At 71.9% G+C, this 22252-nt stretch carries 16 protein-coding genes; 8 read left to right on the forward strand and 8 right to left on the reverse strand.

What is annotated here, in order from left to right; genetic code table 11:
* Positions 1 to 249: 249 nt before the first annotated feature.
* Positions 250 to 1098, forward strand: a complete 849-nt coding sequence (locus ABWI04_RS29910) for an SRPBCC family protein (protein WP_353834533.1) — start codon at positions 250 to 252, stop codon at positions 1096 to 1098.
* Positions 1099 to 1216: 118 nt separating this feature from the next.
* Positions 1217 to 1918 carry a class I SAM-dependent methyltransferase gene (locus tag ABWI04_RS29915; protein WP_345176570.1) on the forward strand — a complete coding sequence of 234 codons (702 nt, stop codon included), beginning with the start codon at positions 1217 to 1219 and terminating at the stop codon, positions 1916 to 1918.
* Between the two features lie 21 nt (positions 1919 to 1939).
* Here ABWI04_RS29915 and ABWI04_RS29920 read toward each other — a convergent pair whose 3' ends face one another.
* From ABWI04_RS29920 to ABWI04_RS29935, 4 genes are all read right to left on the reverse strand, one after another.
* On the reverse strand, positions 1940 to 5530 hold the full coding sequence (locus tag ABWI04_RS29920) for a bifunctional glycosyltransferase/CDP-glycerol:glycerophosphate glycerophosphotransferase (protein WP_353834534.1): 3591 nt from the start codon (positions 5528 to 5530) through the stop codon (positions 1940 to 1942).
* Positions 5531 to 5577: 47 nt separating this feature from the next.
* The gene (locus tag ABWI04_RS29925) at positions 5578 to 9012 is read right to left on the reverse strand and encodes a bifunctional glycosyltransferase/CDP-glycerol:glycerophosphate glycerophosphotransferase (RefSeq protein WP_353834535.1); all 3435 of its coding nucleotides are present in this window, start codon (positions 9010 to 9012) and stop codon (positions 5578 to 5580) included.
* 147 nt (positions 9013 to 9159) lie between these two features.
* Positions 9160 to 10137 carry a LysR substrate-binding domain-containing protein gene (locus ABWI04_RS29930; protein ID WP_353834536.1) on the reverse strand — a complete coding sequence of 326 codons (978 nt, stop codon included), beginning with the start codon at positions 10135 to 10137 and terminating at the stop codon, positions 9160 to 9162.
* Between the two features lie 88 nt (positions 10138 to 10225).
* Entirely contained in the window at positions 10226 to 11728 is a 1503-nt protein-coding gene (locus tag ABWI04_RS29935; protein WP_345176560.1) for a carotenoid oxygenase family protein, read from the reverse strand.
* 73 nt (positions 11729 to 11801) lie between these two features.
* On the opposite strand from ABWI04_RS29935, the gene ABWI04_RS29940 reads away from it, so the two are divergent.
* Positions 11802 to 12437, forward strand: coding sequence for a TetR/AcrR family transcriptional regulator (locus ABWI04_RS29940; protein WP_345176559.1), 636 nt, complete (start codon positions 11802 to 11804; stop codon positions 12435 to 12437).
* A gap of 41 nt (positions 12438 to 12478) precedes the next feature.
* On the opposite strand, the gene ABWI04_RS29945 is transcribed toward ABWI04_RS29940, so the two are convergent.
* Positions 12479 to 13183, reverse strand: a complete 705-nt coding sequence (locus tag ABWI04_RS29945; protein ID WP_345176557.1) for a TetR/AcrR family transcriptional regulator — start codon at positions 13181 to 13183, stop codon at positions 12479 to 12481.
* Between the two features lie 92 nt (positions 13184 to 13275).
* Between ABWI04_RS29945 and ABWI04_RS29950 the strand changes: the two genes are divergently transcribed.
* The 3 genes from ABWI04_RS29950 to ahpD all read left to right on the forward strand — a co-directional run bounded on the left by ABWI04_RS29950 (position 13276) and on the right by ahpD (position 15724).
* Positions 13276 to 14154, forward strand: coding sequence for an NAD(P)H-binding protein (locus ABWI04_RS29950; protein WP_345176554.1), 879 nt, complete (start codon positions 13276 to 13278; stop codon positions 14152 to 14154).
* 373 nt (positions 14155 to 14527) lie between these two features.
* Positions 14528 to 15082: a peroxiredoxin gene (locus ABWI04_RS29955; RefSeq protein ID WP_345176552.1), complete on the forward strand. Its 555-nt coding sequence runs from the start codon at positions 14528 to 14530 to the stop codon at positions 15080 to 15082.
* A gap of 99 nt (positions 15083 to 15181) precedes the next feature.
* Entirely contained in the window at positions 15182 to 15724 is a 543-nt protein-coding gene (gene ahpD / locus ABWI04_RS29960; RefSeq protein WP_345176549.1) for an alkylhydroperoxidase, AhpD family, read from the forward strand.
* A gap of 92 nt (positions 15725 to 15816) precedes the next feature.
* On the opposite strand, the gene guaA is transcribed toward ahpD, so the two are convergent.
* Positions 15817 to 17403 (reverse strand): glutamine-hydrolyzing GMP synthase, encoded by a 1587-nt coding sequence (guaA, locus tag ABWI04_RS29965; RefSeq protein WP_345176547.1) that lies wholly within the window; start codon positions 17401 to 17403, stop codon positions 15817 to 15819.
* Positions 17404 to 17837: 434 nt separating this feature from the next.
* Here guaA and ABWI04_RS29970 point away from each other — a divergent pair, with 434 nt between their 5' ends.
* Positions 17838 to 18617 (forward strand): zinc metalloprotease, encoded by a 780-nt coding sequence (locus tag ABWI04_RS29970; RefSeq protein WP_345176544.1) that lies wholly within the window; start codon positions 17838 to 17840, stop codon positions 18615 to 18617.
* A 24-nt stretch (positions 18618 to 18641) separates the two neighbouring features.
* Here ABWI04_RS29970 and ABWI04_RS29975 read toward each other — a convergent pair whose 3' ends face one another.
* Positions 18642 to 19370, reverse strand: a complete 729-nt coding sequence (locus ABWI04_RS29975) for a DNA alkylation repair protein (RefSeq protein ID WP_353834537.1) — start codon at positions 19368 to 19370, stop codon at positions 18642 to 18644.
* Positions 19371 to 19539: 169 nt separating this feature from the next.
* On the opposite strand from ABWI04_RS29975, the gene ABWI04_RS29980 reads away from it, so the two are divergent.
* Entirely contained in the window at positions 19540 to 20442 is a 903-nt protein-coding gene (locus ABWI04_RS29980) for a zinc metalloprotease (protein ID WP_353834538.1), read from the forward strand.
* Positions 20443 to 20497: 55 nt separating this feature from the next.
* On the opposite strand, the gene ABWI04_RS29985 is transcribed toward ABWI04_RS29980, so the two are convergent.
* Positions 20498 to 22249, reverse strand: a complete 1752-nt coding sequence (locus ABWI04_RS29985) for a GMC oxidoreductase (RefSeq protein ID WP_353834539.1) — start codon at positions 22247 to 22249, stop codon at positions 20498 to 20500.
* Positions 22250 to 22252: the final 3 nt, after the last annotated feature.

Raw genomic sequence — 22252 nt, forward strand, 5'->3', positions numbered from 1 at the left:
GGCGCGCGCGCTGGCGGCCGCCGCGGGCTGACCCGCCCGCGCGGCGGGAGCACGCGGCCGGGCGCCGTCGCCCCGGCGTCCGGCCGCGTGCGTTCCGGCGCCCCGGGTTCCCCGTGCCGCATGATCACTGCTGGGCGGGGTACACCGGGGTGCCTGAGGCGTACCGAGGTGCCCGGGGCCCCACTGGCGACGCGACGGGCGGCCGCCGTAGGGTCGGGGCGAGGACTCCGGACGATAAGGACACTGATCATGGAGCTCGACCACGATTTCACCGTCCCTGTGCCGGTGGATCAGGCCTGGTCGGTGCTGCTCGACGTGGAGCGCGTCGCGGCCTGCATGCCGGGCGCGACGCTCGACTCGATCGACGGCGAGGAGTACTCGGGCCGGATGAAGGTGAAGGTCGGCGCGATGACCATCACCTACCGCGGCACCGCGCGGATCGTCTCGGCGGACGAGTCGTCCCGCGTCGTCACGATGGAGGCGTCCGCCAAGGAGGCCCGCGGCTCGGGGACGGCGGCGGCGACCGTGCAGGCGCGGCTGCACGGGGAGGACGGCGCCACCCGCGTGAGCGTCCACACCAAGCTGAACGTGACGGGCCGCCCGGCGCAGTTCGGCCGCAACATCCTGTCCGAGGTCGGCTCCAAGATCATCGCCCGGTTCGCGAAGCAGCTGGCCGCCGAGCTGGAGGCCCCCGGGGAGGCCGCCGCCGAGGCCACCGCCGACACGCCGGCCACCGCTGCCGTGGCGCCCACGGACGCGCCCTCCGCCACCCCGGAGAGCCCTGAGAAGGCCGCCGAACCGGAGCTGGAGGCGGAGACGGGCGTGGCCCCCGCGACGCCGGAGCAGCCCGCCGCCGAGCCCGCGCCCGTCCGGGCGGAGCCCAAGGAGCCTCTGCCGCCGCCCACCGCGGCCGGAGGAGACGAGGGCGGGCGCGTGCGGCGCCTGGAGGACAGGCGGCAGGCGGAGGAGGACGACGCGATCGACCTGCTGGAGTTCGCGGGCCCGTCGATCGCCAAGCGGGCCGTTCCCGCGGTCGGCGCCCTGGTCGTCGTGCTCCTGATCGTCCGCTTCCTCGTGCGGCGCCGCCGGAAGCGCTGATCGCGGGAGGCGCTCGCCGGCGCGCACGTCCGGGGCGGGGTCAAACCGGCGTCAACGATCCGTGCGCGGGCGGCGGCGTCGATGGAACGCGCCGCCGCCGGTGCGGTCGGCTTGTCCGGTGGACACCACCGAGCTCCAGCGGATCGCGCGGATCGAGAACGACAACTGGTGGTACCGCGAGCGCCGCGAGATCCTGTCCGCGGAACTGCTGCGGTTCAGCGTGCCCGGGACGGCCGTCGACATCGGCGCCGCGTCCGGGGCGGCCTGCCGCGTCCTGGCCGACCACGGCTGGAGCGCCACCGCGATCGATCTGAGCCCGGACGCCGTCGCGCTGGCCCGCGCCTACGGCGTCGAGGCCTACGAGGGCGACGCGCGTTACCTGCCGCTGCCGCCATGCGGGTTCGACCTGGCGCTGGCTCTCGACGTGCTCGAACATGTCGAGGACGACGGGCGAGCGGCCGCGGAGGTCGTGCGGGTGCTGCGGCCGGGTGGGACGGCATTGGTGTCCGTGCCCTGCGACATGGCTCTGTGGTCGGCGCAGGACGTGGCTCTCGGACGTGTCCGCCGCTACTCTCGCCGCACTCTGGCCGAACTGCTGGAGGGCGCCGGGCTCGTGCTGGAACGCGTGTGGAGCAGGGGCGTTCTGCACCGCCCGCTCCTGCGTCTGCTGAGGAACCGGACGGTGCGGCGCGAGGACCTGGCTCCGCTGCATCCGCTGGCCAACGAGGCGCTGCGCCTGTCCGCCTCGCTGGAGCGGCGCCTGCCGGTCGCCTCGTGGCCCGGCGTCTGGCTGTTCGCACGGGCCCGCCGTCCGGGCTGAACGGCGGGCCCCTCCCTGCCGTCAGGCCTTGCCGAAGACGCGGTCCACCACCCTGGACGCGGCCTGGCCGTCGTCGTGCGGGCAGTACTTCACGAAGAAGCGGTCGTAGGCGTCGGCGTAGCGCTGCTCGCTCGCGGACGCCGCCCTGACCGCCTCGGCGACCTCCGCCGACGTCCGTACGACCGGGCCGGGCGCTTCGGCCTCCAGGTCGAAGTAGAAGCCGCGCACGTGGTCGCGGTACCAGTCCAGGTCGTAGGTGTAGAGGACGATGGGGCGGCCCAGGATGGCGTAGTCGAACATGGCGGACGAGTAGTCCGTGACGAGCACGTCAGCGGCCATGTACAGCTCGGCGATGTCGGGATACTGGGATACATCGATGACGAAGGGGCCAGCGTCGCCGCCGGCGAGCCGGCCCGCAGCGATCCGGTCCCGGTCGGTGATGAAGTGGTGCGTCCGCAGGAGGAGGACGTGGTCGTCGCCCAGGGCCTGGCGCATGGTCTCAACGTCCAGCTCCAGCGAGAAACCCTGCTTGCCTTCTGCGTGATGCCGGTCGTCCCGCCATGTCGGCGCGTAGAGGACGACTTTCTTGCCCTGCGGGATCCCCAGGCGCTTCCGGACGCGGGTTCCGATGCGTTCCCACTCGGGCGTGCTGAGGATGTCGTTGCGCGGGAACCCCGTCTCCAGGACCTCGCCCTCGTACCGGAAGGCCCGCCGCATGACCTGGGTGGCGTACGGGCTGGAGGACAGCAGGAGATCCCATCGCGGCACCTCCTCCTCCATCCAGTCCAGCCGCTCGGTGCGCTGGTACGGCATGTCCTGGAGGTCGTAGGCGAGGCGCTTCAACGGGGTGCCGTGCCACGTCTGGAGGTAGACCTGACCTGTCCGCTTGAAGAACCAGGGCGGCATCGCGTGGTTGGCGACGACGTACCGGGCATGCGCGAGGACGCGGTAGTGCTCGCGGCTCCCCGCCAGGACGGTCGTGGCCTTTCCGTCCACCGCGAACTGGCCGTCCTGGGAGACCCACACGCATTCCAGGTCGGCGTCACGGCGGATGAGCTCCTCATAGACGGCCCTCGGGCTGCAGCTGTACTGGGAGCCGTTGTAGCTGCTGAACAGCACCATGTCGGCCAGAGGGTTCCGCAGGTAGACGGTGTAGTCCCTCTGCTGAAGAAGGGTTTGCGCGTGTCCGCCGCGCTCGTCGTCCTCCAGGGAGACGCGGCTGTGCAGTATCAGCGCGTCGATCTGGTGGACGCCGAGCTCGAATTCGTGCGTGCCCGCGCGATGACGGTCGGGCAGGTCGGGGATGGCCTCGCGTTCGACGACGACGGCCACCTCTCCCGATCGCGTGGGCGCCACCAGGTCCCAGGTACCGCTGCTCAGCGGCAGGTCCGTCCCGAACACCGACACCGTCGCGGGGAGGAACGCGGCGGTGAACCGGTCTCCCTCCCAGGTGACGGGGACGCGGTGCTCGTCGCCGGACCGGCGCCGCCGGAGGACGAAGCGGTCGGGGCGGTGTTCCGGGTCGGCGAAGTCGCCTCTCAGCGTGAGCAGTCCGTTGGCGTCCCATGCGGCGCCCGTGACGACCGGGCGGAAGCTGCGCTCGACTCCGCGCAGGTTGCCGAACGCGGTGCGGCTGACGGCGAACTCCCGGCCGCGCCCCACGCTCTCGGGCAGGGCGAAGCGGGCGGGCTTGACGTTGCTCGCGACGGTGAGCCGCAGCGGGCCGCCTTCGCCCGTCAACCGGATGTCCCAGTCGATGACGTCGCGCAGGTGCGTGCCGTACGGGACGGTGTTCGGCGTGCTGTTCGGCGTGCTGTTCGGCACGGACGCCAGGTACTTCAGGGGCAGCCTCGCCGTGAAGTCGAACCCGGTGCCCTCCGCCATCCGCAGGACGGCCGCCTGCCGCAGCGTCACCTCCCCGCGGACCTCGTCTCCCCCGTGCCGCCGGACCGCGACCATCGCGGCTCCGGCACCGAGCGCGCGCCGCGTCCAGCCGGACAGCACCAGCGCGTCGCCGTCGAGGCCGAGCCTGGTGAGGACGGCCTTGGCCCGCTTGACGTGAACGACGAACACGTCGTCGTCGCCCGCCGCCGGTTGGACGGCCACATGCTCGTCCACCTGCCGAGGCGACGTCCACCTGACGGCGGGAGCCATCGCGGTCAGCCGCTGCACCGCCCTGCGCCCGGCCGTCGTCACCTCGGCGAACAGCTCGTAGGTGGCCGTCCGCCACTCGTCGTTGTCCAGCAGGTACTCGGGCTCCACCCGTACCGTGAAGCCCGACCAGTCGAGGGAGACGTTCGCCTGCCCTGAGCGCGCCGTGACCTCCGGGACGTAGCGGCGCTCCACCGGCAGCCGGATCTCCTTGCCGGTCCGCACGTCGCGCATCCACACGCGGATCCGGGAATCGGTCACCGACGCCACGGCGAACCGGTCGAAGCAGGCGTGCCCCTCGACGATGAGGGTGTCGACGTCCCACTCGACACGGTCGACGTCCGCCCACAGCGCCAGCTCGTCGGTGACGTCGTACACGTCCTCCGGGACGCCCCGCTCAGCGTCGTCGAAGAAGGGGTAGCGGGCGTACCAGCGCTGCCGGAGACGGCCGCGCGACACCAGCGGGACGCCCCGCAGGCCGCCCTCCTCGAAGCGCAGCACCTCCAGCAGTTCGGGCAGCATGCGCTCGCCGAGCAGGTACGTCTCCAGCCGCCTGATCGCCTCAAGCCCGGCCGTGGCGCGGCGCCCGGCGCCGGCGACGACCTCCGCGCCCAGTTCGACCAGGTGTTCGCGCTCCTCCCAGGTGGCCGCGGGCAGGGCGAGCATCAGTTCGCGCACGTCCAGGTCGAGCGCGTACATGTCGTGGACGGTCAGAAGGTCCGGCGCTTGCGTACGGACGAATTCCCGCGTCTTCGCGAGGGTCGCCATGCGCGCGGTGATGTCGGCTGGGTCGGGGCGCGTGCGCAAGCCCGTTCCGGGACGGTCCCGCCAGAAATAGACGGTCGCGTCCAGCACGTCCACGGCGGAGGCCAGCACGTGGCTCTGCACGGCGATGAGGAGGTCACCGCTGGTTCCGAACTCGAAGCCGTACGCGTCCCAGAACGAGCGCCGGTAGACCTTGTTCCACACAGTCCTGTCTTGCAGGAGGGCGGGATGGCGGGTCACGTGCGTGGACAACACGGTCTCCGCGTAGGGGTCGCTGTGGAGCGGCGACTGCCACGCCTGTTCCTCGTCCAGGCACATGACGTTTCCGCCCGCGAGGTCCGAACCGGTGTTGTCCAGGGTCCCGACCAGCAGTTCGTAGGCGTAGGGCGGCACTGTGTCCTCACCGTCGGCGAAGGTGAGGTAGCGGCCTTTCGCCTGCTCGACGCCCGCGTCGGCCGCCGCCGTGCCGGGGGCGGGCTGCAGCAGGGCGAAACGGTCGTCGCGGCCCGCGAACTCCTTGGCGACGGCAGCGTCGTCGGCCGCGGCGTCCTTCGCGGCACTGCCGTAGTCCGGACCGTCCTCCACCATGAGCACCTGGATGTCGCGCAGCGTCTGCCCCGCGATCGACTCCAGGCACTCCGCCAGGCGGCCGCCGGTGCTGCGGATGGGGACGACGATGCTGATCTGCGGGGACACGAGCGGCTCCGTACTGGGCTTTCGGGGATTCGTGGGCTTGCGGGGCTTCAGCGGAGGACCCGGTCGAGCACGCGGGCGCCCGCGTGGCCGTCGTCGTGCGGGCAGTACCGGGCGGCGAAGGCGGCGCGCGCGTCCCGGAACCCGGTCTCCAGCGCGGCGGGCTCGCGGAGGGCCTCGACGACGTCCTGCGTGGTGGCGAGCAGCGGCCCCGGCGCCTCCGCGTCGAAGTCGAAGTAAAAGCCGCGCACGTGGTCGCGGTAGCGCTCCAGGTCGTAGGTGAAGAACACCATCGGGCGGCCGGTGACGGCGAAGTCGAACATCGACGACGAGTAGTCGGTCACGAGCACGTCGCTGATGAGGAACAGCTCCGAGATGTCGGGGTAGACCGAGACGTCCATGACGCAGTCGCCCGGCCGCAGCCTCGGGCGGTCGGTGACGAGGTAGTGCGTCCGCAGCAGCAGGACGTGGTCGCGGCCCAGCGCGGCCCGGAACCTGTCGATCTCGAATTCGAGGCGGAACGCGCGCTTGCCGATCGCGTGGTGGAAATCGTCCCGCCAGGTCGGTGCGTACAGGACGACCCGCTTGCCCTCCGGGATGCCGAGCCGTCGCCGCACCGCCGCGGCGATCTCGTCGCGGTGCGGGCTGCTCAGCACGTCGTTGCGGGGGTAGCCGCTTTCGAGGACGTCCCCGGTGTAGCCGAACGCGCGCCGGAACAGCGGCACGGAGAACGCGTTCTGGGCGAGCAGGAGGTCCCACTGAGGGACGTCGTGCTCCATCCAGTCCACGCCCTCGGTGCGCTTGAAGGGCATCTGCTTGACGTCGTACCCGAGCTTCTTCAGGGGCGTCCCGTGCCAGCACTGCACGTAGGTCTGGTCCTCGCGTTTGGTGAACCATTCCTGCTGCGACCAGTTGCCGAAGATGTAGCGCGCGCGGGCGAGCGCCTCGTAGTGCTCCCGCGTCCCGGCCAGGACGGTGCGGGCGCCGGAAGGCTTGCCGAACTGCCCGTTCTCGGTGACCCACACGCATTCCAGGTCGGTCTCGCGGCGCCGCAGCGCGTCATAGATGCCGCGCGGGTTGCACGAGTACTGGCGCCCCTTGTACGCGTCGAACACGGCGAGTTCACGGACGGGCAGGTTCAGGTGGCGCCGGTAGTGCCCGGACCGGATGCGGCTCTGCGCGTAGGCTCCGCGCTCGTCGTCGTCCAAGGCCGTCTCGACGCGCAACTGCAACTGGTCGGTCTTCTGGGCCCGGACGGTGATCCGGTGCAGGCCCGCTTCGAACGGCTCCGGCAGGTCGCGGAGGCTGTGGCGGCGGACGACCACCGGCCGCTCCTCCCCGCCGACGGTGGCGAGGGCGTCCCAGCGGCCGGAGACCAGCGGGCGCGACAGTCCGAGCACCGGCATGCGCGCGGGCGAGAACACCGCGGTGAACCGGTCGTCCTCCCAGTGCAGCCTGACGGCGTGCTCCTCGCTCGACCGCCGCCGCCGCAGGACCAGCGAGTCGGGCCGCCCGATCCGCTCCGAGCACGTGCCCGCCAGGCGCAGGGCGCCCTCGGGCGACCACGACACCTCCTCGACGGCGAGGACGCGCCCGCGGGAGACGATCCGCAGCGTGCCGCGCCGCGTCCTGGCGATCTCCAGTTCCCCGCCGGGGACGGAGAAGGCGGCGCCCGCGGCGTCCTCGTCCAGGTACGGGCGGATCCCCTCCGACAGCGCGATCTCCCAGTCGCCCTGCCGCCGGGCCAGCCCGGCGACCGGCAGCCGCGCCCGGAACCCGTCGGCGCCGACCGGCTCGACCGGGCCGAGCACCGTGGCCCGCCCCGTCCTCGGGGTGGCGGTGACGCGCGGCTCGTCCCCGAGCGGGACGCGGCTCCAGCCGTCCAGCCACAGCTCGCCGCCCTCCAGGTGGCAGCCGACGACCGCCGCCGGCGTGCGGCGCACCTGGATCACGAAGCGGTTCCGGCCCGCGACGCCCTGGACGAGCACGCCCGGCGCGCACTCCCTGTCCCGCGGCCACTGCCGCCCGGTGAGCCGCGGGCCGGTGAACGTCGACCGGCGCCGCAGCCCCCGGTTGACGATCTCGACGCACGGCACCCAGTCGACGTCCCGCCAGCGCCCGAACATCCGCAGCGCGGACGGGTCGATCTCCGCGACGAAGCCGGACCAGTCGTAGGAGACGTTCGACTGCCGCGACCCGGCGGTCACGTCCGGCCTGCGGACCCTCCGGACCGGGACGCGCACGAGGCCCCGCTTGTTGGCCGCCACCAGCCAGAGCCGGATCCGGGACCCGTCCTCGCTGGAGGCGTCCAGATGCCGGACGTAGGCGTGGCCCTCCAGGCGCAGCAGCCCGTCCGCCCAGGTGGCCCGGTCGATCGCCGCGACCGGCCTGAGCTCGTCGGTCACGTCGTACACGTGCGCGGGGACGCCCCGGTCCTCGTCTTCGAAGAACGGGTACTCGGCGTACCAGCGGTGCCGCAGGCCGCGCCGCACGCGCGGCGCGTCCGCCGCCTTGCGCAGCTGGACGAAGCGCAGCACCTCCAGGAGCTCCGGCAGCATCCGCCGGCACAGCAGGTGCAGTTGCAGGCGCGTCATCGCGGGCTGCCGCCTGAGGACGCGCGCGTTCACCTGCCGGGCCAGGGCCGCCCCCATGGCCACGAGTTCACCGCGGTTCTCGTCCTGCGTCCTCGGGAGGGCCTCGAACAGGACGCGAAGCTCGATGGGGATCAGCACGTGCTCGTCGTAGGCGTTCAGGAGCTGCGGGGCGTAGTCGGCCAGACCGTCCCGGACGACCCGGGCGGAGCGCATGCGCTGGCTGAAGTTGTCCCAGTCGTAGCGGTCCTCTGTGATGGACCCTGGACGCCTGCGCCAGAAGTAGACCGTCTCGCTGAGGACGTCCACGGAACGGGCCAGGGCGTGCGCGCGCGCCGTGACAGGCGGGTCCTCGTAGTAGCCCGGGGGGAACTCCAGACCGGTCCGGTTCCAGAACGCCCGCCGGTACACCTTGTTCCACGGCGTCCGGTCGCGCATGAGCATCGGCATGGACGACACATGCGTCTTCGAACGGGACTGCGTGAACAGGCCGTCGTGCAGGTGCGACTGCCAGGTCCGGTCGTCGTCCATCCGCTGGACGTTGCCGGACGCCAGGTCCGACCCGGTCCGCTCAAGGGACGCGACCAGCCGCGCGTACGCCTCGCGCTCCACGACGTCGTCGGCGTCGGCGAACGCCAGGTACTCGCCCCTCGCCTGCCGCACCCCCGCGTTGCGGGCGGGCCCCGGCCCCTCGTTCTCCCGGGTGAGGAGCCGGAACCGCGGGTCGCGGCCGCACATGTCCTTGGCGATCACGGCGCCGTTGTCGGTGGACCCGTCGTCCACCATGATCACTTCAAGGTCGCCCAGCGTCTGGCCCGCCAGCGATTCCAGGCACTCCTGGAGGTACTCCTCGGTGTTGTGGAACGGCACGACCACGCTGAGCTTCGGGGACATGGGGCCTCCTCCTCGCCCCCGAGCATGGTGACGTCACGCCGCCGCACGAACGCGCATCGCGATTGCGAGGCCGTCCCCTGACGCAGACTTGACCTCGCCTGGCCGCGGCTTGACCTGGGCGTTAACCCGAAGGATCAGAGCCGGGGATCAGGCGGGGCGGATGCCGGGGGCCGCGCCCGGCCCCGCCGTGCCCGACTCCGCCGTGCCCGACTCCGCCGCGGCCGACTCGGAGAGGGCGGCGCGGACGCTCGCGGCGAGCGCCTCGAACTCGTCCGCGCGCGGCGACGTCGACCGGAAGCCCAGGCCGACGCGGCGGAACGGCGCCGGGGCCGCGAACCGGTGCAGGCCGAGGTTCGGCGCCCGGCGGGTCTCCACGGGCAGCGCCGTCTCGGGGACGAGCGTCACCCCGAGGCCGCCCGACACGAGCTGGACCAGCGTCGCCAGGCTCGTGGCGTACGTCGCCGCGGCGGCGCGCGCCCCCACCTCCCGGCAGACGTCCAGCGCCTGGTCGCGCAGGCAGTGGCCCTCGTTCAGCAGGAGGACGTCGAGGTCGTTGAGCGCCTCCCGCGCGACCCCGGTCGCTCCCAGCTCGAAGCCGGCGGGCGCGACGAGCACGAAGTCCTCGTCGTACAGCGGCAGCTCCGTCACGCCCGACGCGGGCACGGGAAGCGCCAGCAGCACCACGTCCAGGCGTCCGGCGAGCAGTTCCGCGACGATGTGGCCGGTCTGCTCCTCGTGGACGGACAGTTCCAGGTCGGGGAACTCCTTGGCGAGCCGGGGAAGGACGACCGGCAGCAGGTACGGCGCGACGGTCGGGATGACGCCCACCCTGAGCGGCCCGACGAGCATCCCCCGGACGGCCTGGACCTCCTCGACCAGCCGGTCGAGTTCCGCCAGGACGGTCTCGGCCCGCCGCGCGACCCGCTCCCCCGCGGGAGTCAGCAGGACCTTGCGCGTCGTCCGCTCGACGAGCTGCGTCCCGAGGCCCTCCTCCAGCGCCGCCACGGCCCCGGACAGGGCGGGCTGGCTCATGCGGAGAGCGGCGGCGGCGTCCCGGAAATGCAGGTACTCCGCCAATGCCAGGAACGCCCGCAACTGGGCCACCGTCGGTCTGCTGATCCCCATCCTGCCGCAGACATTACCCAAGGCCGATCACGCACCGTGACTTGTCCCAGGTGGAGGCGGGGTGGTGTTCACCACAGCGGGCAGGCGCTCAGCGGACGGGCAGGCGGTCGGGATGGGGAATGGGCGCGTCGGGGTCGGCGACGCGCGGGGTGAAGGTGCCGTGGAAGCCGAACGGGATGTGATGCGGCAGGTGGAGGTCCGCGACGGAGGTGAGGTCCCTGGCGTCCAGGACGGTGAGCCGCGAGCGGTGCTCCGCCGCGAGATACACGACCGCCAGGAGCCACCCGTCGTCCTCGGCGGAGTCCGGCGCGCGGGGCACGAAGACGGGCTCGCCCACGTAGGTGTGCGGGCCGGCCTCGTGCGCCTGCGTGCGGCCGGTGTCGTTGTCGACCTTCAGGACGGTGTCGTACTCACCGCTCGGGCCCGTCCGTCCCGTCATGTAGGTGTAGCGGTGCCTGCGCGTGGAGCGGCGCCAGTCGTACTGGGGGAACTCGCCGGGCAGGTCGGAGAGCGGCGTCTCGATCACCCGTCCCGCCGGGGTGATCCGGCAGCGCGTCAGCCTGCTGGACGGCAGGTCGGTGAAGCGGGCGCGGAAGTCGGACAGGTCACGCCTGATCGCCTCGAAGTCGTCGAAGAGCACCAGGTCGACGACGGTGTCGGCGCCGTCCTCGAAGGCGTTCGCCACGTGGACGTGCACGAGCGCCTCGTGCTCCACGACCCGCGCCGGACCGCCGTCGCGCGGCACCAGCACGAACCGCGTCCCCTTCTCGGGACGGTGCCGGATCGCGTCGAACACCGACGCGCCGCCGCCGAACATCGTGCGCAGGTCGACCATGTACGGGTCCAGGACGAACACCATGTGGTCGGTCGTCAGCGCCACATCGTGGTTCCACGGCATGTTCGCCATCCGGACCCGGGCGAGCCGCCGCAGCCGGCCGCGCCGGTCGACCTTCCAGCAGTTCAGGGACGGCAGCGGACTGAAGTCCTGTCCGAAGTTGAACATCTCGCCCGTCACCGGATCCCACTTCGGGTGGGCGGAGAACGCCTTGAGCGCGCCGCGCAGCCGCCCGTCGAAGTCGTGGACGCCGAGCGTCTCCAGCGTGTCGGGGTCGAGCCGGTGCGGCGGACCGCCCTCCCACAGGGCCAGCAGCCGGTCGGCGTGCAGGGCGATCCCGGTGTTGGCGGGGTTCGCCGGCCCCTTCCCCTTCACGAAGTTGGCCCAGAAGCCGCCGGGAAGCGGGGTTCCGACCCCCGGCCGGACGGGCCCGTCGGCGACCATGCCCTGCCTGAACTGCGGCGTCCGGACGTACCGGTTGCGGAACCGCACGGACCGCCCGTCGAAGGCGAACTGCGAGACCATCCCGTCGCCGTCGAAGAGGTGGTGCATCAGCGTCCGCCCGACCTCCCACTTGCCGGGGCCGATCCGGTACAGCGTCCCGGTCAGGCCGGGCGGGAGCTTCCCGTCGATCTGGTCGATGACGTAGTCGTGCTCGCGCAGGAGCGGCGCGAAGACGCGCGCCATGTCCGGCTCGCCGGGCCGGGGCGCTGCGGTGTCCGTCGTCAGGGGGTCTGTGTCGCTGGAGCGGGGCACGGGGGCCTCCCCATCTGGCTACGCATGTTGCCAGAAAAGTAGGTTCTGGCAACGGCTGTGTCAAGATTGCGGGGTGAGTCCTCGCCCGTACGGCGGCGTGACCGCCGACCGCCGCCGCGCCGACCGCCGCGCCGCCCTCCTGGACGCGGCCCTCGACCTGCTGGCGGCGGAGGGCGTCCGGGGGACGTCCCTGCGCGCGGTCTGCGCGCGCGCCGGCCTCAACCCGCGCTACTTCTACGAGAGCTTCACCGACCTCGACGCCCTGCTCACCGAGGTCCACGACCGGATCGTCGCGGAGATCGCCGAGGCCGCCGCCCGGGGAGTGGCCGCCGCCGGACCGGACGCCGACCTGCGCACGACCGTCCGCTCCGCCGCCCTGGCCGCGCTGGACACGGGCCGCACCGACCCCCGCAAGATCCGCGTGGTGCTGGTCGAGGCGGCGGCCAGCCCCGTCCTGCGGGCGCGCCAGCACGCCGCCCGCCGCGACTACGCCCGCCTGGTCATCGAGTACGCCCGCACGTTCTACGACATCCCGCCGGACGCCGACGCGCGCATGCGCTTCACCGCCACGATGCTGGTCGCCGGGTGGAACGAGAACCTCGTCGCCTGGCTGGACGGCGAGATCCCGACCTCCCTGTCCGGCCTGGCCGACATGTTCGCCGACGCCGCCGAAGCCCTCGCCGTCCACGCCGCCGCCCGGCCCCGCTGAGCCGGCCCCTCGCGCCGTCGAGGGCCGCCCTCAGGCGAGGGTCAGCCAGAGTGGTCGGTGATGCGGTCGAGCCATTCCCGCATCAGGCCCCGCTCCGGTTCGGTCAGGGCGACGGCCTGGGGAAGGGCGGCGCGCAAGGCGATGGCGGCGCCGACCGGGCCGGGCGCCGCCGGCACGGGAGCGTCCGTCGTGATCGCCGTGATGACCGCCTCGCGCGCCATGACGGACAGCCCCGGGTCGCGGTCGCCCTCGGGCATCGCGATCAGTGCGAGGGTCGTGCCGGAGCCGGCCGCGTGGACGAGCCGGACGGCACGCTCCTCACCGGCGCGCAGCCGCCCGGCCTCGGCGATCCGCCGGATGCGGGCGGAGAGGATCTCGAACCCGGCGACCGCCGCCGGCGCCGGCGCCCTCCCGGGGCGGGGCTCGCACATGAGCATGTAGAGGGCCGGATTGGCCAGGCCGAACTCGACGTGCTCGTCCCATCCGGCGCGCAGGTCGTCCACCGGGTCGGCGTCGGGTCGCGGGCCGGCCTTGGCGGCCAGGTAGGCCGCGAAGCCCTCGGCGGCGACCGCGTCGAGCAGGCCGCCCTTGTCCCCGAAGAGCCGGTAGATGGTCGGCGCCTGGACCCCGGCCGCGACCCCCACCGCGCGCGTGGAGACGGCCTCGCGCCCGCCCTCGGCCAGGAGCTCGGCGGTGGCGGCGAGGATGCGCTCCCGCGGTCCGTCACCGGAATGCCCTTCCTGCATGCTAACGACGATAACAGACTTGGGTTAGCACTGTTCAAGTATCGGTGTTACCGTGATTTCGTTAGCACTGATTCGGCGAAGGGGCGGAAGCAATGATCATCATCACCGGGGCCACCGGGCGACTCGGCCGGATGACCGTCGAGCGCCTGCTCGGACGCGTCCCCGCCGAGGAGATCGGGGTCAGCGTCCGGAATCCGGAGAAGGCGGGAGACCTCCGTGAACGCGGCGTCCGCGTCCGCCGGGGCGACTTCGCCGATCCCGAGAGCCTCGCCCGCGCGTTCGAGGGCGCGTCGCAGATCCTGATCGTGTCCGCCGACACCACCGGCGAGGCGGCGCTGCGCCTGCACCGCACCGCGATCGACGCGGCCGTCAAGGCGGGCGCCGGCCGGATCGTCTACACCGGCCACATGGGCACGAGCCCGTCCTCCCTCTTCCCGCCCATGCGGGACCACGCCGCCACCGAGGACGCGCTGCGAGCCTCGGGCGTCCCTTTCACATCGCTGCGCAACGGCTTCTACGCGTCCACGACGGCGGCGCTCCTCGACACCGCCTTGCGGACCGGCGAGCTGGCGGCGCCGGAGGACGGGCCGGTCTCCTGGACCTCCCACGACGATCTCGCCGAAGCCGCCGCGGCCGCGCTGGCCGAGGAGGTCTTCGACGGCGTCACCCCGGCCCTGACGGGCGGCGAGGCGGTCGGCATGGCCGGGGTCGCGGCCCTCGCCTCCGAGATCACCGGACGTCCGATCAGGCACGTGGTCGTGCCGGACGCCGAGTACCGGTCCGGCCTGATCGCGCACGGCGTCCCCGAGCACGGGGCGGACATCCTCACGGCCATGTTCGCCGCGGCTCGCCGAAGCGAGTTCTCGCAGGTCGATCCCGCCCTCGGCCGGCTGCTGAACCGCCCTCCGACCCCGCTCCGGGACGTCCTCAAGGCGGCCCTCACCCCTGGAACCGCGCCGGCCAGATCATGACGGACGGCAGTGGGTCCTGGGGATGGCCGGCGGCGCGGCAACGGCACCCGTCACCAATGTCGCCTGTTGTCCGGGGAGAGCCGAGCGCCCTACACTTGCGCGCTACGCAGAGTTAGACCCGATATGGGCGCATCTGTGTGATCTATGTCTACCGGACGGGCGGCCGGCGGACCGACCGCTCTCTTTTCGCCGGTCAGCACACCGTCCGCCACATTGATAGGCCGCGCCTATCGCGCTTGTGGGATCCATCGATTTCTCTTTTTGATCGAGTCGGGGCACTGTGAGTGACATCGGCCGCCGAGGCGAAGAGCCCGCGGCCCTCCTGCGCCTCCCCATGCGGAGGCGACCCCATTCTCATGATGAAGGAGCATGCGTGCTTACTGTCGGTGACAAGTTCCCCGAGTACGAGCTCACCGCCTGCGTCTCGCTGGACGCCGAGAACGCGTTCGAGACGATCAACCACAAGTCCTACGAGGGCAAGTGGCGCGTGGTGTTCTTCTGGCCCAAGGACTTCACGTTCGTCTGTCCGACGGAGATCGCGGAGTTCGGCCGCCTCAACGAGGACTTCGCCGACCGCGACGCGCAGGTGCTCGGCGCGTCCGTCGACAACGAGTTCGTCCACTACGCGTGGCGCAAGGACCACCCGGACCTGCGGGAGATCCCGTTCCCGATGCTGTCCGACCTCAAGCGCGAGCTCTCGGAGTCGCTCGGCATCCTCACCGAGGACGGCGTCGCCCAGCGCGCGACGTTCATCGTCGACCCGAACAACGAGATCCAGTTCGCCATGGTGACCGCCGGTTCCGTCGGCCGGAACGTCAAGGAGGTCCTGCGGGTCCTGGACGCCCTGCAGAGCGACGAGCTGTGCCCCTGCAACTGGAACAAGGGCGAGGACACGCTCGACGCGACCAAGCTGCTCGCCGGGGCCTGAGCCCCTCGCCGGGCCCGGCCCGGCGGAGTCCGACCACGGACCGACGGCGGCCGGCCGCGCGACCCGCGGCCGGCCGTCCGCACGAAAGGACGCATGATCATGAGCGTTGACGCGCTGAAGGGCGCCCTCCCGGGCTACGCCAAGGACACCAAGCTCAACCTGGGCTCGCTGACCTCGACCTCCCAGCTCACCGACCAGCAGCTGTGGGGGACGGTCCTGGCCTGCGCCCTCGCCACGCGGAGCGCCGTCGTCATCCGCGAACTCGCCGAGGAGGCGGGCGACCACCTGTCCGCCGAGGCGTTCGAGGCGGCCAAGGGCGCCGCGTCGATCATGGCGATGAACAACGTGTACTACCGCGCCACCCACCTGATCGGGGACGAGACGTACGCGACCCTCCCGGCCCGGCTGCGGATGTCGATCATCGGCAGGCCCGGCGTGGAGAAGGTCGACTTCGAGCTGTGGTGCCTCGCCGTGTCGGCGATCAACGGCTGCGGGCGGTGCCTGGAGTCGCACGAGAAGGTCGTCCGCGAGGCCGGCCTGTCGCGCGAGCTCGTCCAGGAGGTGCTGCGGATCGCCGCCGTGGTGAACGCGACCGCCGCGACGCTGGACGCCGAGGCCGCGCTGGCCCCCGCCACGGTCTGACGACGGGCACGTCCGGCCGCGGGCGCGTCCGACGGTAGGCGAGAGGCCCGGACGGATTCCGTCCGGGCCTCAGCCGTGCCTGGTGGGCCGCCCTACTCCCACTCGATGGTGCCCGGGGGCTTGGAGGTGATGTCGACGGTGACGCGGTTGATCTCGCGGACCTCGTTGGTGATGCGGGTGGAGATCCGCTGCAGGACGTCGTAGGGCAGCTTCGCCCAGTCGGCCGTCATCGCGTCCTCGCTGGTCACCGGGCGCAGGACGATCGGGTGCCCGTAGGTGCGGCTGTCGCCCTGCACGCCCACCGACCGCACGTCCGCGAGCAGGACGACCGGGAACTGCCAGATGTCGCGGTCGAGGCCCGCGCGGGTGAGCTCCTCGCGGGCGATGGCGTCGGCGTCCCGGAGGATGTCCAGGCGGTCGCGCGTGACGGCGCCGATGATGCGGATGCCGAGGCCGGGGCCGGGGAACGGCTGCCGCCAGACGATCTCGGCCGGGAGGCCGAGCTGCTCGCCGAGCGCGCGGACCTCGTCCTTGAACAGCGTCCGCAGCGGCTCGACCAGTTTGAACTGGAGGTCTTCGGGCAGGCCGCCGACGTTGTGGTGCGACTTGATGTTCGCCGCGCCGGTGCCGCCGCCCGATTCGACCACGTCCGGGTAGAGGGTCCCCTGGACGAGGAACTCGACCGGCTCGGCCGGTTCTCCGGCGGAACCCGCGCCGCCGTGGACGATCTCCCGGGCCGCCTCCTCGAACACCCGGATGAACTCGCGTCCGATGATCTTGCGCTTCTCCTCCGGGTCGGTGACGCCGTCGAGGGCGGACAGGAAGCGCTCCTGGGCGTCCACGACGTGCAGGTTCACCCCGGTGGCGGCGACGAAGTCCTTCTCGACCTGCTCGGGCTCCCCCTTGCGCAGCAGGCCGTGGTCGACGAACACGCAGGTCAGCTGGTCGCCGATGGCGCGCTGGACGAGCGCGGCGGCGACGGCGGAGTCCACGCCGCCCGACAGCGCGCAGATCACCCGCTTGTCCCCGACCCGCTCCCGGACGGCCTCGATCGACTCGTCCGCGATGTTCACCATCGTCCAGTTCGGCCGGCACCCGGCGCCCTCGTAGAGGAAGCGCCGCAGGATCTCCATGCCGTGCTGGGTGTGCAGGACCTCGGGGTGGAACTGGACGCCGAAGAAGCCGCGCTCCAGGTCCTCCATGCCCGCGACCGGGGTGACGTCGGTGCTGGCCGTCACGGTGAAGCCCGCCGGGGCGCTGCTCACGAAGTCGCGGTGGGACATCCACACCGCCTGCTCGTGCGGCAGGCCCGCGAACAGCATGCCGGGGGACGCGACGGCGACGGTGGCGCCGCCGTACTCGGCCACGTCGGAGTTCTCGACCGTCCCGCCGAGGGCCTGCGCCATGACCTGGTGGCCGTAGCAGATGCCGAGCGTGGGGACGCCGATGTCGAACAGGCCGTCCGGCACGACCGGAGCGCCCTCGGCGTACACCGACGCGGGCCCGCCCGAGAGGATGATCGCCTTGGGCCGCTTGGCGAGCATCTCCGCCGCCGGCATGGTCGACGGCACGATCTCGCTGAACACATGGCACTCGCGGACCCGTCGTGCGATCAGCTGCGCGTACTGCGCGCCGAAATCGACGACGAGGACGGTGTCAAAGGACTGGTCTGCGACCACCAACTACGCCTTTCGCCCGGCCGGAAGGGACTTCCCAGTCTACGGGCCGCTGCCTGCGCCGATGCGCCCGGTCCCCGACATGATCGTCACTGGGGGCGACTGTCCTATAACGGTCGGCATCCATTTACCTTGATCACACGCACAGCATGACTGCGGTCTGATATCAGTTGATGACACCCTGTGTTCGGTGAAGCGTCGTTTCTCCGAAACGCCGCGCTCGCCGGAACGCCGTCCCTAGGAGTGCCGTGAAGCCGCTCGCCGCCGCCGCTCTGCTCGCCGCCCTCGTCCCCGCCGCGACCTTCGGGCAGCCGGCGCCGTCCGCGAGCACCGGACCATCCGGGCGGCCAGGGCACGAAAGCCGTGGCGACGACTGCGCGCACCCGCCGGCGGCGGCCGTGGCGCGTCACCGGACTGACGGCCATGCCCGAGACCGCATGGATCTCAGCCCCGCCGAGGCAGCCGCCGTGGAGAGGCGCCTGAACCGGATCCTGGACGGGCTCGGCCTGGGGAAGCATGGCGCCTCGAAGAGCGCGGGCCAGCGCAGGGCGGCGCAGATCACCATTCCGGTCTACTTCCATGTGATCCACGCCGGCGCGAAGGGCAACGTGTCCGACGCGATGATCCAGCGCCAGATCGGCACGCTGAACACGTCCTACGGCGGCGGCAACGGCGGCGCGAACGCGCGCGTCTCCTTCACGCTCAAGGCCGTGAGCCGCACCGACAACGCGGCATGGTTCGGCGACCCGGAACGCTACGAGGGCACCTACAAGCCGAAGCTGCACAAGGGCGGCAAGTCGACGCTGAACCTGTACAGCACCTACATCGGCGGCGACCTGCTCGGCTGGTCGACGTTCCCCTGGAAGTACACCTCCGACCCCCAGATGGACGGCGTGACCGTCCACTACGCCAGCCTGCCGGGCGGTTCCATCGAGAACTTCAACAAGGGCTTCAGCGCGACCCACGAGGTCGGGCACTGGATGGGGCTCTACCACACCTTCCAGGACGGCTGCAGCGGGGAGGGCGACCGCGTCGCCGACACTCCCGCCGAGCGCGACCCCACGAACGGCTGCCCGTCCTTCAAGGACACCTGCCCCGCCCCCGGGGAAGACCCGGTGCACAACTACATGGACTACAGCTACGACACCTGCATGACGTCCTTCACTCCGGGCCAGGGCACCCGCATCCACAACGTGTGGGCCGCCTACCGCGCCTAGCGCTCCCTCCCGCCTCCGGCGGTTTCACCGGGAAGCGGGCTTGAGACGGGTGGCGACTTCGGGTGGGAGGTGACGGACGGCCTCGCGGAGCGTGACGCCTGAGACGGTGCCCACGCGTGGCTCGACCCATGCGGCCACCCACTCCGGGTCTTTCTTGGACAGCTCCCGGAGCACCCAGCCGAGCGCCTTGCGGATGAAGAACTCGCGTTCGCCTATGAGCGCGTCCCCGTACCGGCCGATGCGGTCGAGATCGGGGTCGCCGGCTCGGACGCCCGCCAGGAGTGCCAGCATGGCCGTGCGTCTCACCCACATGTAGGGATCGGCGACCCACGCGTCCAGGACCGCCGCCAGGTCCGGGTTGCGGACGACCAGCGCGCCGACGACCTTCTCCGCGAGCTGGTCGACGTAGACCCAGCTCGCCGAGTCCCTGACGAGCCGTTCCGTCAGCTCCACATCGCGCGGCTCCAGCAGCGCCACCCGCTTCACGAGGACCTCTATGGCGGCCATGCGGGCCTCGTGCACCGGGCGGCCCTCTTCGGTGACGTCCCAGAGCGTCACCGCGAGGGCGACCAGTTCCTCTCGGGTCGGCGCACTCTTGACCGCCGACAGCGCGACCTTGCGCAACGCGGGCACCGGGACGCCGATATGGGCGAGGTCGCTCTTCAGGTAGCGCTTCTCCCCTTCGGCGCGCACCGGGTCGGCCTGGGCTCGCAGCTCGGCCAGGATCCGCGACGCCTCCTCCTCCACGTCCATGGGGACACGCTACGCCGCCGCGCTACGGTGCCGTATTCAGCATTACCCGCGCCTGTTCGTCCAGGTTTGCTAAAGACGTGTTGTTTGTTCGCATCCACCCTGGTTCCAGCGATGACTCCGCTCCCCACGCGCGCGCTCCCCCGCACGCGCCGCACCCCCAAGGAGTTCCATGAAACGCGCCGGAATCGCCGCCGTCCTCGGCATGGCCGCCGCCTTCACGGCGTACGCCCCCGCCGCCCCCGCCACGCTGGCCGCCCCGTCCGTCCGCACCGCCTCGCCCACGGTGTGCGCCGAGCAGCCCGCCCAGGCCCGCGTCCGCGCCGGGGCCCACGCCACCGAGCGGAACCAGCCGGGAACGGCCCAGGTCGCCGCGATGGAGAAGGACTTCCAGAACCGCCTCGGCAAGCTGAGGAAGACGAGCACGGCGGCGGCCATCACCGTCCGCGTGCACTTCCAGGTCGTCTACGGCAGCGCGGGCAACGTGTCCGACTCGGTCCTGACCAAGCAGCTCAGCGTCCTCAACAACGCCTATGCCAGCAGCGGCGTCACGTTCACTCTGGCCGAGATCAGGCGGACGCAGAACGCGGCCTGGTTCTCCGACCCCGAGGGCTACGAGTCCCAGATGAAGTCGGCCCTGCACACCGGCAACGCGCAGGACCTCAACTTCTACACGGCCGACCTCGGCAGCAGCCTCCTCGGCTGGGCGACGTTCCCGAGCGGCTACCGATCCAAGCCCAAGATGGACGGCGTCGTCATCCACTACCAGAGCCTTCCGGGCGGCTCGCTGGGCAACTACAACGAGGGCGACACCGGAACCCACGAGGTGGGCCACTGGATGGGGCTCTACCACACGTTCCAGGGCGGGTGCAGCACCACCGGGGACAGCGTCTCCGACACGCCCGCCGAGCAGAGCCCCGCCTCGGGCTGCCCCACCGGCCGCGACACCTGCTCCTCGGCCGGCGCCGACCCCATCCACAACTTCATGGACTACAGCTACGACTCGTGCATGTACGAGTTCACGCCGGGCCAGTCCACCCGCATGAAGAACCAGTGGGCCGCCTACCGCGCCTGATCCTGACGCCCGGCGCCGGAGCGGTGGCCCGCTCCGGCGCCGGACTCGTCCGTCCTCAGGTGATGCCGACGATCGGGAGCCTCAGGGCGGCGGGGGCCTCGGCCGGGACGGCCGGGTTCTTCGGGACGACGGGGGCCACGCGACGGTAGGAGTCGCCGAGCGCGGGACGCGGGTCGTCCTCCGAGCGGTTCGGCCAGAACGCCATGGCCCGCTCGGCCTGCGCCGTGATGGTGAGGGACGGGTTGACGCCCAGGTTGGCCGAGACGGCGGAGCCGTCCACGACGTGCAGGCCCGGGTGCCCGTAGACGCGGTGGTAGGGGTCGATCACCCCCGTCTCGGCGGAGTCGCCGATGGCGCAGCCGCCGAGGAAGTGCGCGGTCATCGGGATGTCGAACAGGTCGCCCCAGGCGCCGCCCGGGATGCCGCCGATCTCCTCGGCGATCCGGCGGGTCGCCTCGTGCCCCTCGGGGATCCACGTCGGGTTCGGCTCGCCGTGCCCGGCCGTCGCGCGGACGTCCCAGCCGAACGGGCCCTTCTTCGGCCGCAGCGTGATCGAGTTGTCGCGGGTCTGCATGACCAGGGCGATGACCGTGCGCTCCGACCAGTGGCGGACGTCGAAGAGCTGGAGGAGGTCGCCCGGCTTGCGCAGCACCTCGCGGGCGAACTTGCGGATCCGGGGCGTGTGCCGCTCGCCCGGCCGGTCGCCGTCCACCAGGAGGGTCTGGAGGGAGGCGAGCAGGTTCGAGCCCCGGCCGTACCGGACAGGCTCGATATGGGTGTCCGGCGTCGGGTGGAACGACGACGTGATCGCCACGCCCTCGGAGAAGTCCGGCCCCGGCCTGCCGTTGCGGCGCCCGCCGCCGAGGATCGCCTCGGAGTTGGTGCGGGTCAGGGCGCCGAGCCGGTCGGACAGGCGCGGCAGCAGCCCGGTCGACTTGAGCTTGTGCAGGAGCTTCTGCGTCCCGTAGGTGCCGGCGGCGAACACGACCTGCTCGGCGGTGAGCGTCTTGCGGTTGCGGCCGAACGAGCCCGTGCGGACGATCTCGACCTCGTACCCGCCGCCGGCGCGCGGCCGCACCGAGGTGACGCGGCTGAGCGGCATCACCCGGGCGCCCGCCCTCTCGGCCAGGTACAGGTAGTTCTCCGTCAGCATGTTCTTCGCGCCGTGGCGGCAGCCCACCATGCACTCGCCGCACTCCAGGCAGCCGCGCCGGCGCGGGCCCGCCCCGCCGAAGTAGGGGTCGGCGCTCTCGATCCCGGCGCCGCTCCCGAAGTAGACGCCGACCGGCGTCTTGACGAAGGTCTCGCCCTTGCCCATCCGGTCGGCGACCCGCTTCATGACCTTGTCGGCCGCCGTCGTCGTCGGGTTCCGGACGACGCCGAGCATGCGCTTGGCCTGCTCGTAGTAGGGCGCCAGCTCGTCCCGCCAGTCGGTGATGTGCGCCCACTGCCGGTCCTTGAAGAACGGCTCTGGCGGGACGTACAGCGTGTTGGCGTAGTTGAGCGATCCGCCGCCGACGCCCGCGCCCGCCAGCACCATCACGCGGCTCGACTTCGCGCCGCGGATGAGGTGCATCCGCTGGATGCCGGTCAGGCCGAGCGCGGGCGCCCACAGGTAGCGGGCGATGCGCCAGTTCGTCTTCGGCAGCTCCGGATAGCGGGACCCCGGCGCGCCGTCCGGGTTCGTGTCGAAGCGGCGGCCGGCCTCGATGACGCCGACCCGGTAACCCTTCTCGGTCAGCCGGAGCGCCGCGACGCTGCCGCCGAACCCCGACCCGACGACGAGCACGTCGAAGTCATGCTTCACAGG

It is taken from the genome of Actinomadura sp. NPDC000929 (assembly GCF_040492065.1).
Classification (GTDB): Bacteria; Actinomycetota; Actinomycetes; order Streptosporangiales; family Streptosporangiaceae; genus Spirillospora; species Spirillospora verrucosospora.

What these genes read in the sequence shown, in the direction of transcription:
- ABWI04_RS29910 (WP_353834533.1), top strand. Translation starts at nt 250, where the DNA reads ATGGAGCTCGACCACGATTTCACCGTCCCTGTGCCGGTGGATCAGGCC.
- ABWI04_RS29925 (WP_353834535.1), bottom strand. Translation starts at nt 9,012, where the DNA reads ATGTCCCCGAAGCTCAGCGTGGTCGTGCCGTTCCACAACACCGAGGAG.
- ABWI04_RS29930 (WP_353834536.1), bottom strand. Translation starts at nt 10,137, where the DNA reads ATGGGGATCAGCAGACCGACGGTGGCCCAGTTGCGGGCGTTCCTGGCA.
- ABWI04_RS29945 (WP_345176557.1), bottom strand. Translation starts at nt 13,183, where the DNA reads ATGCAGGAAGGGCATTCCGGTGACGGACCGCGGGAGCGCATCCTCGCC.
- ABWI04_RS29950 (WP_345176554.1), top strand. Translation starts at nt 13,276, where the DNA reads ATGATCATCATCACCGGGGCCACCGGGCGACTCGGCCGGATGACCGTC.
- ahpD (WP_345176549.1), top strand. Translation starts at nt 15,182, where the DNA reads ATGAGCGTTGACGCGCTGAAGGGCGCCCTCCCGGGCTACGCCAAGGAC.
- ABWI04_RS29970 (WP_345176544.1), top strand. Translation starts at nt 17,838, where the DNA reads ATGGATCTCAGCCCCGCCGAGGCAGCCGCCGTGGAGAGGCGCCTGAAC.
- ABWI04_RS29975 (WP_353834537.1), bottom strand. Translation starts at nt 19,370, where the DNA reads ATGGACGTGGAGGAGGAGGCGTCGCGGATCCTGGCCGAGCTGCGAGCC.
- ABWI04_RS29980 (WP_353834538.1), top strand. Translation starts at nt 19,540, where the DNA reads ATGAAACGCGCCGGAATCGCCGCCGTCCTCGGCATGGCCGCCGCCTTC.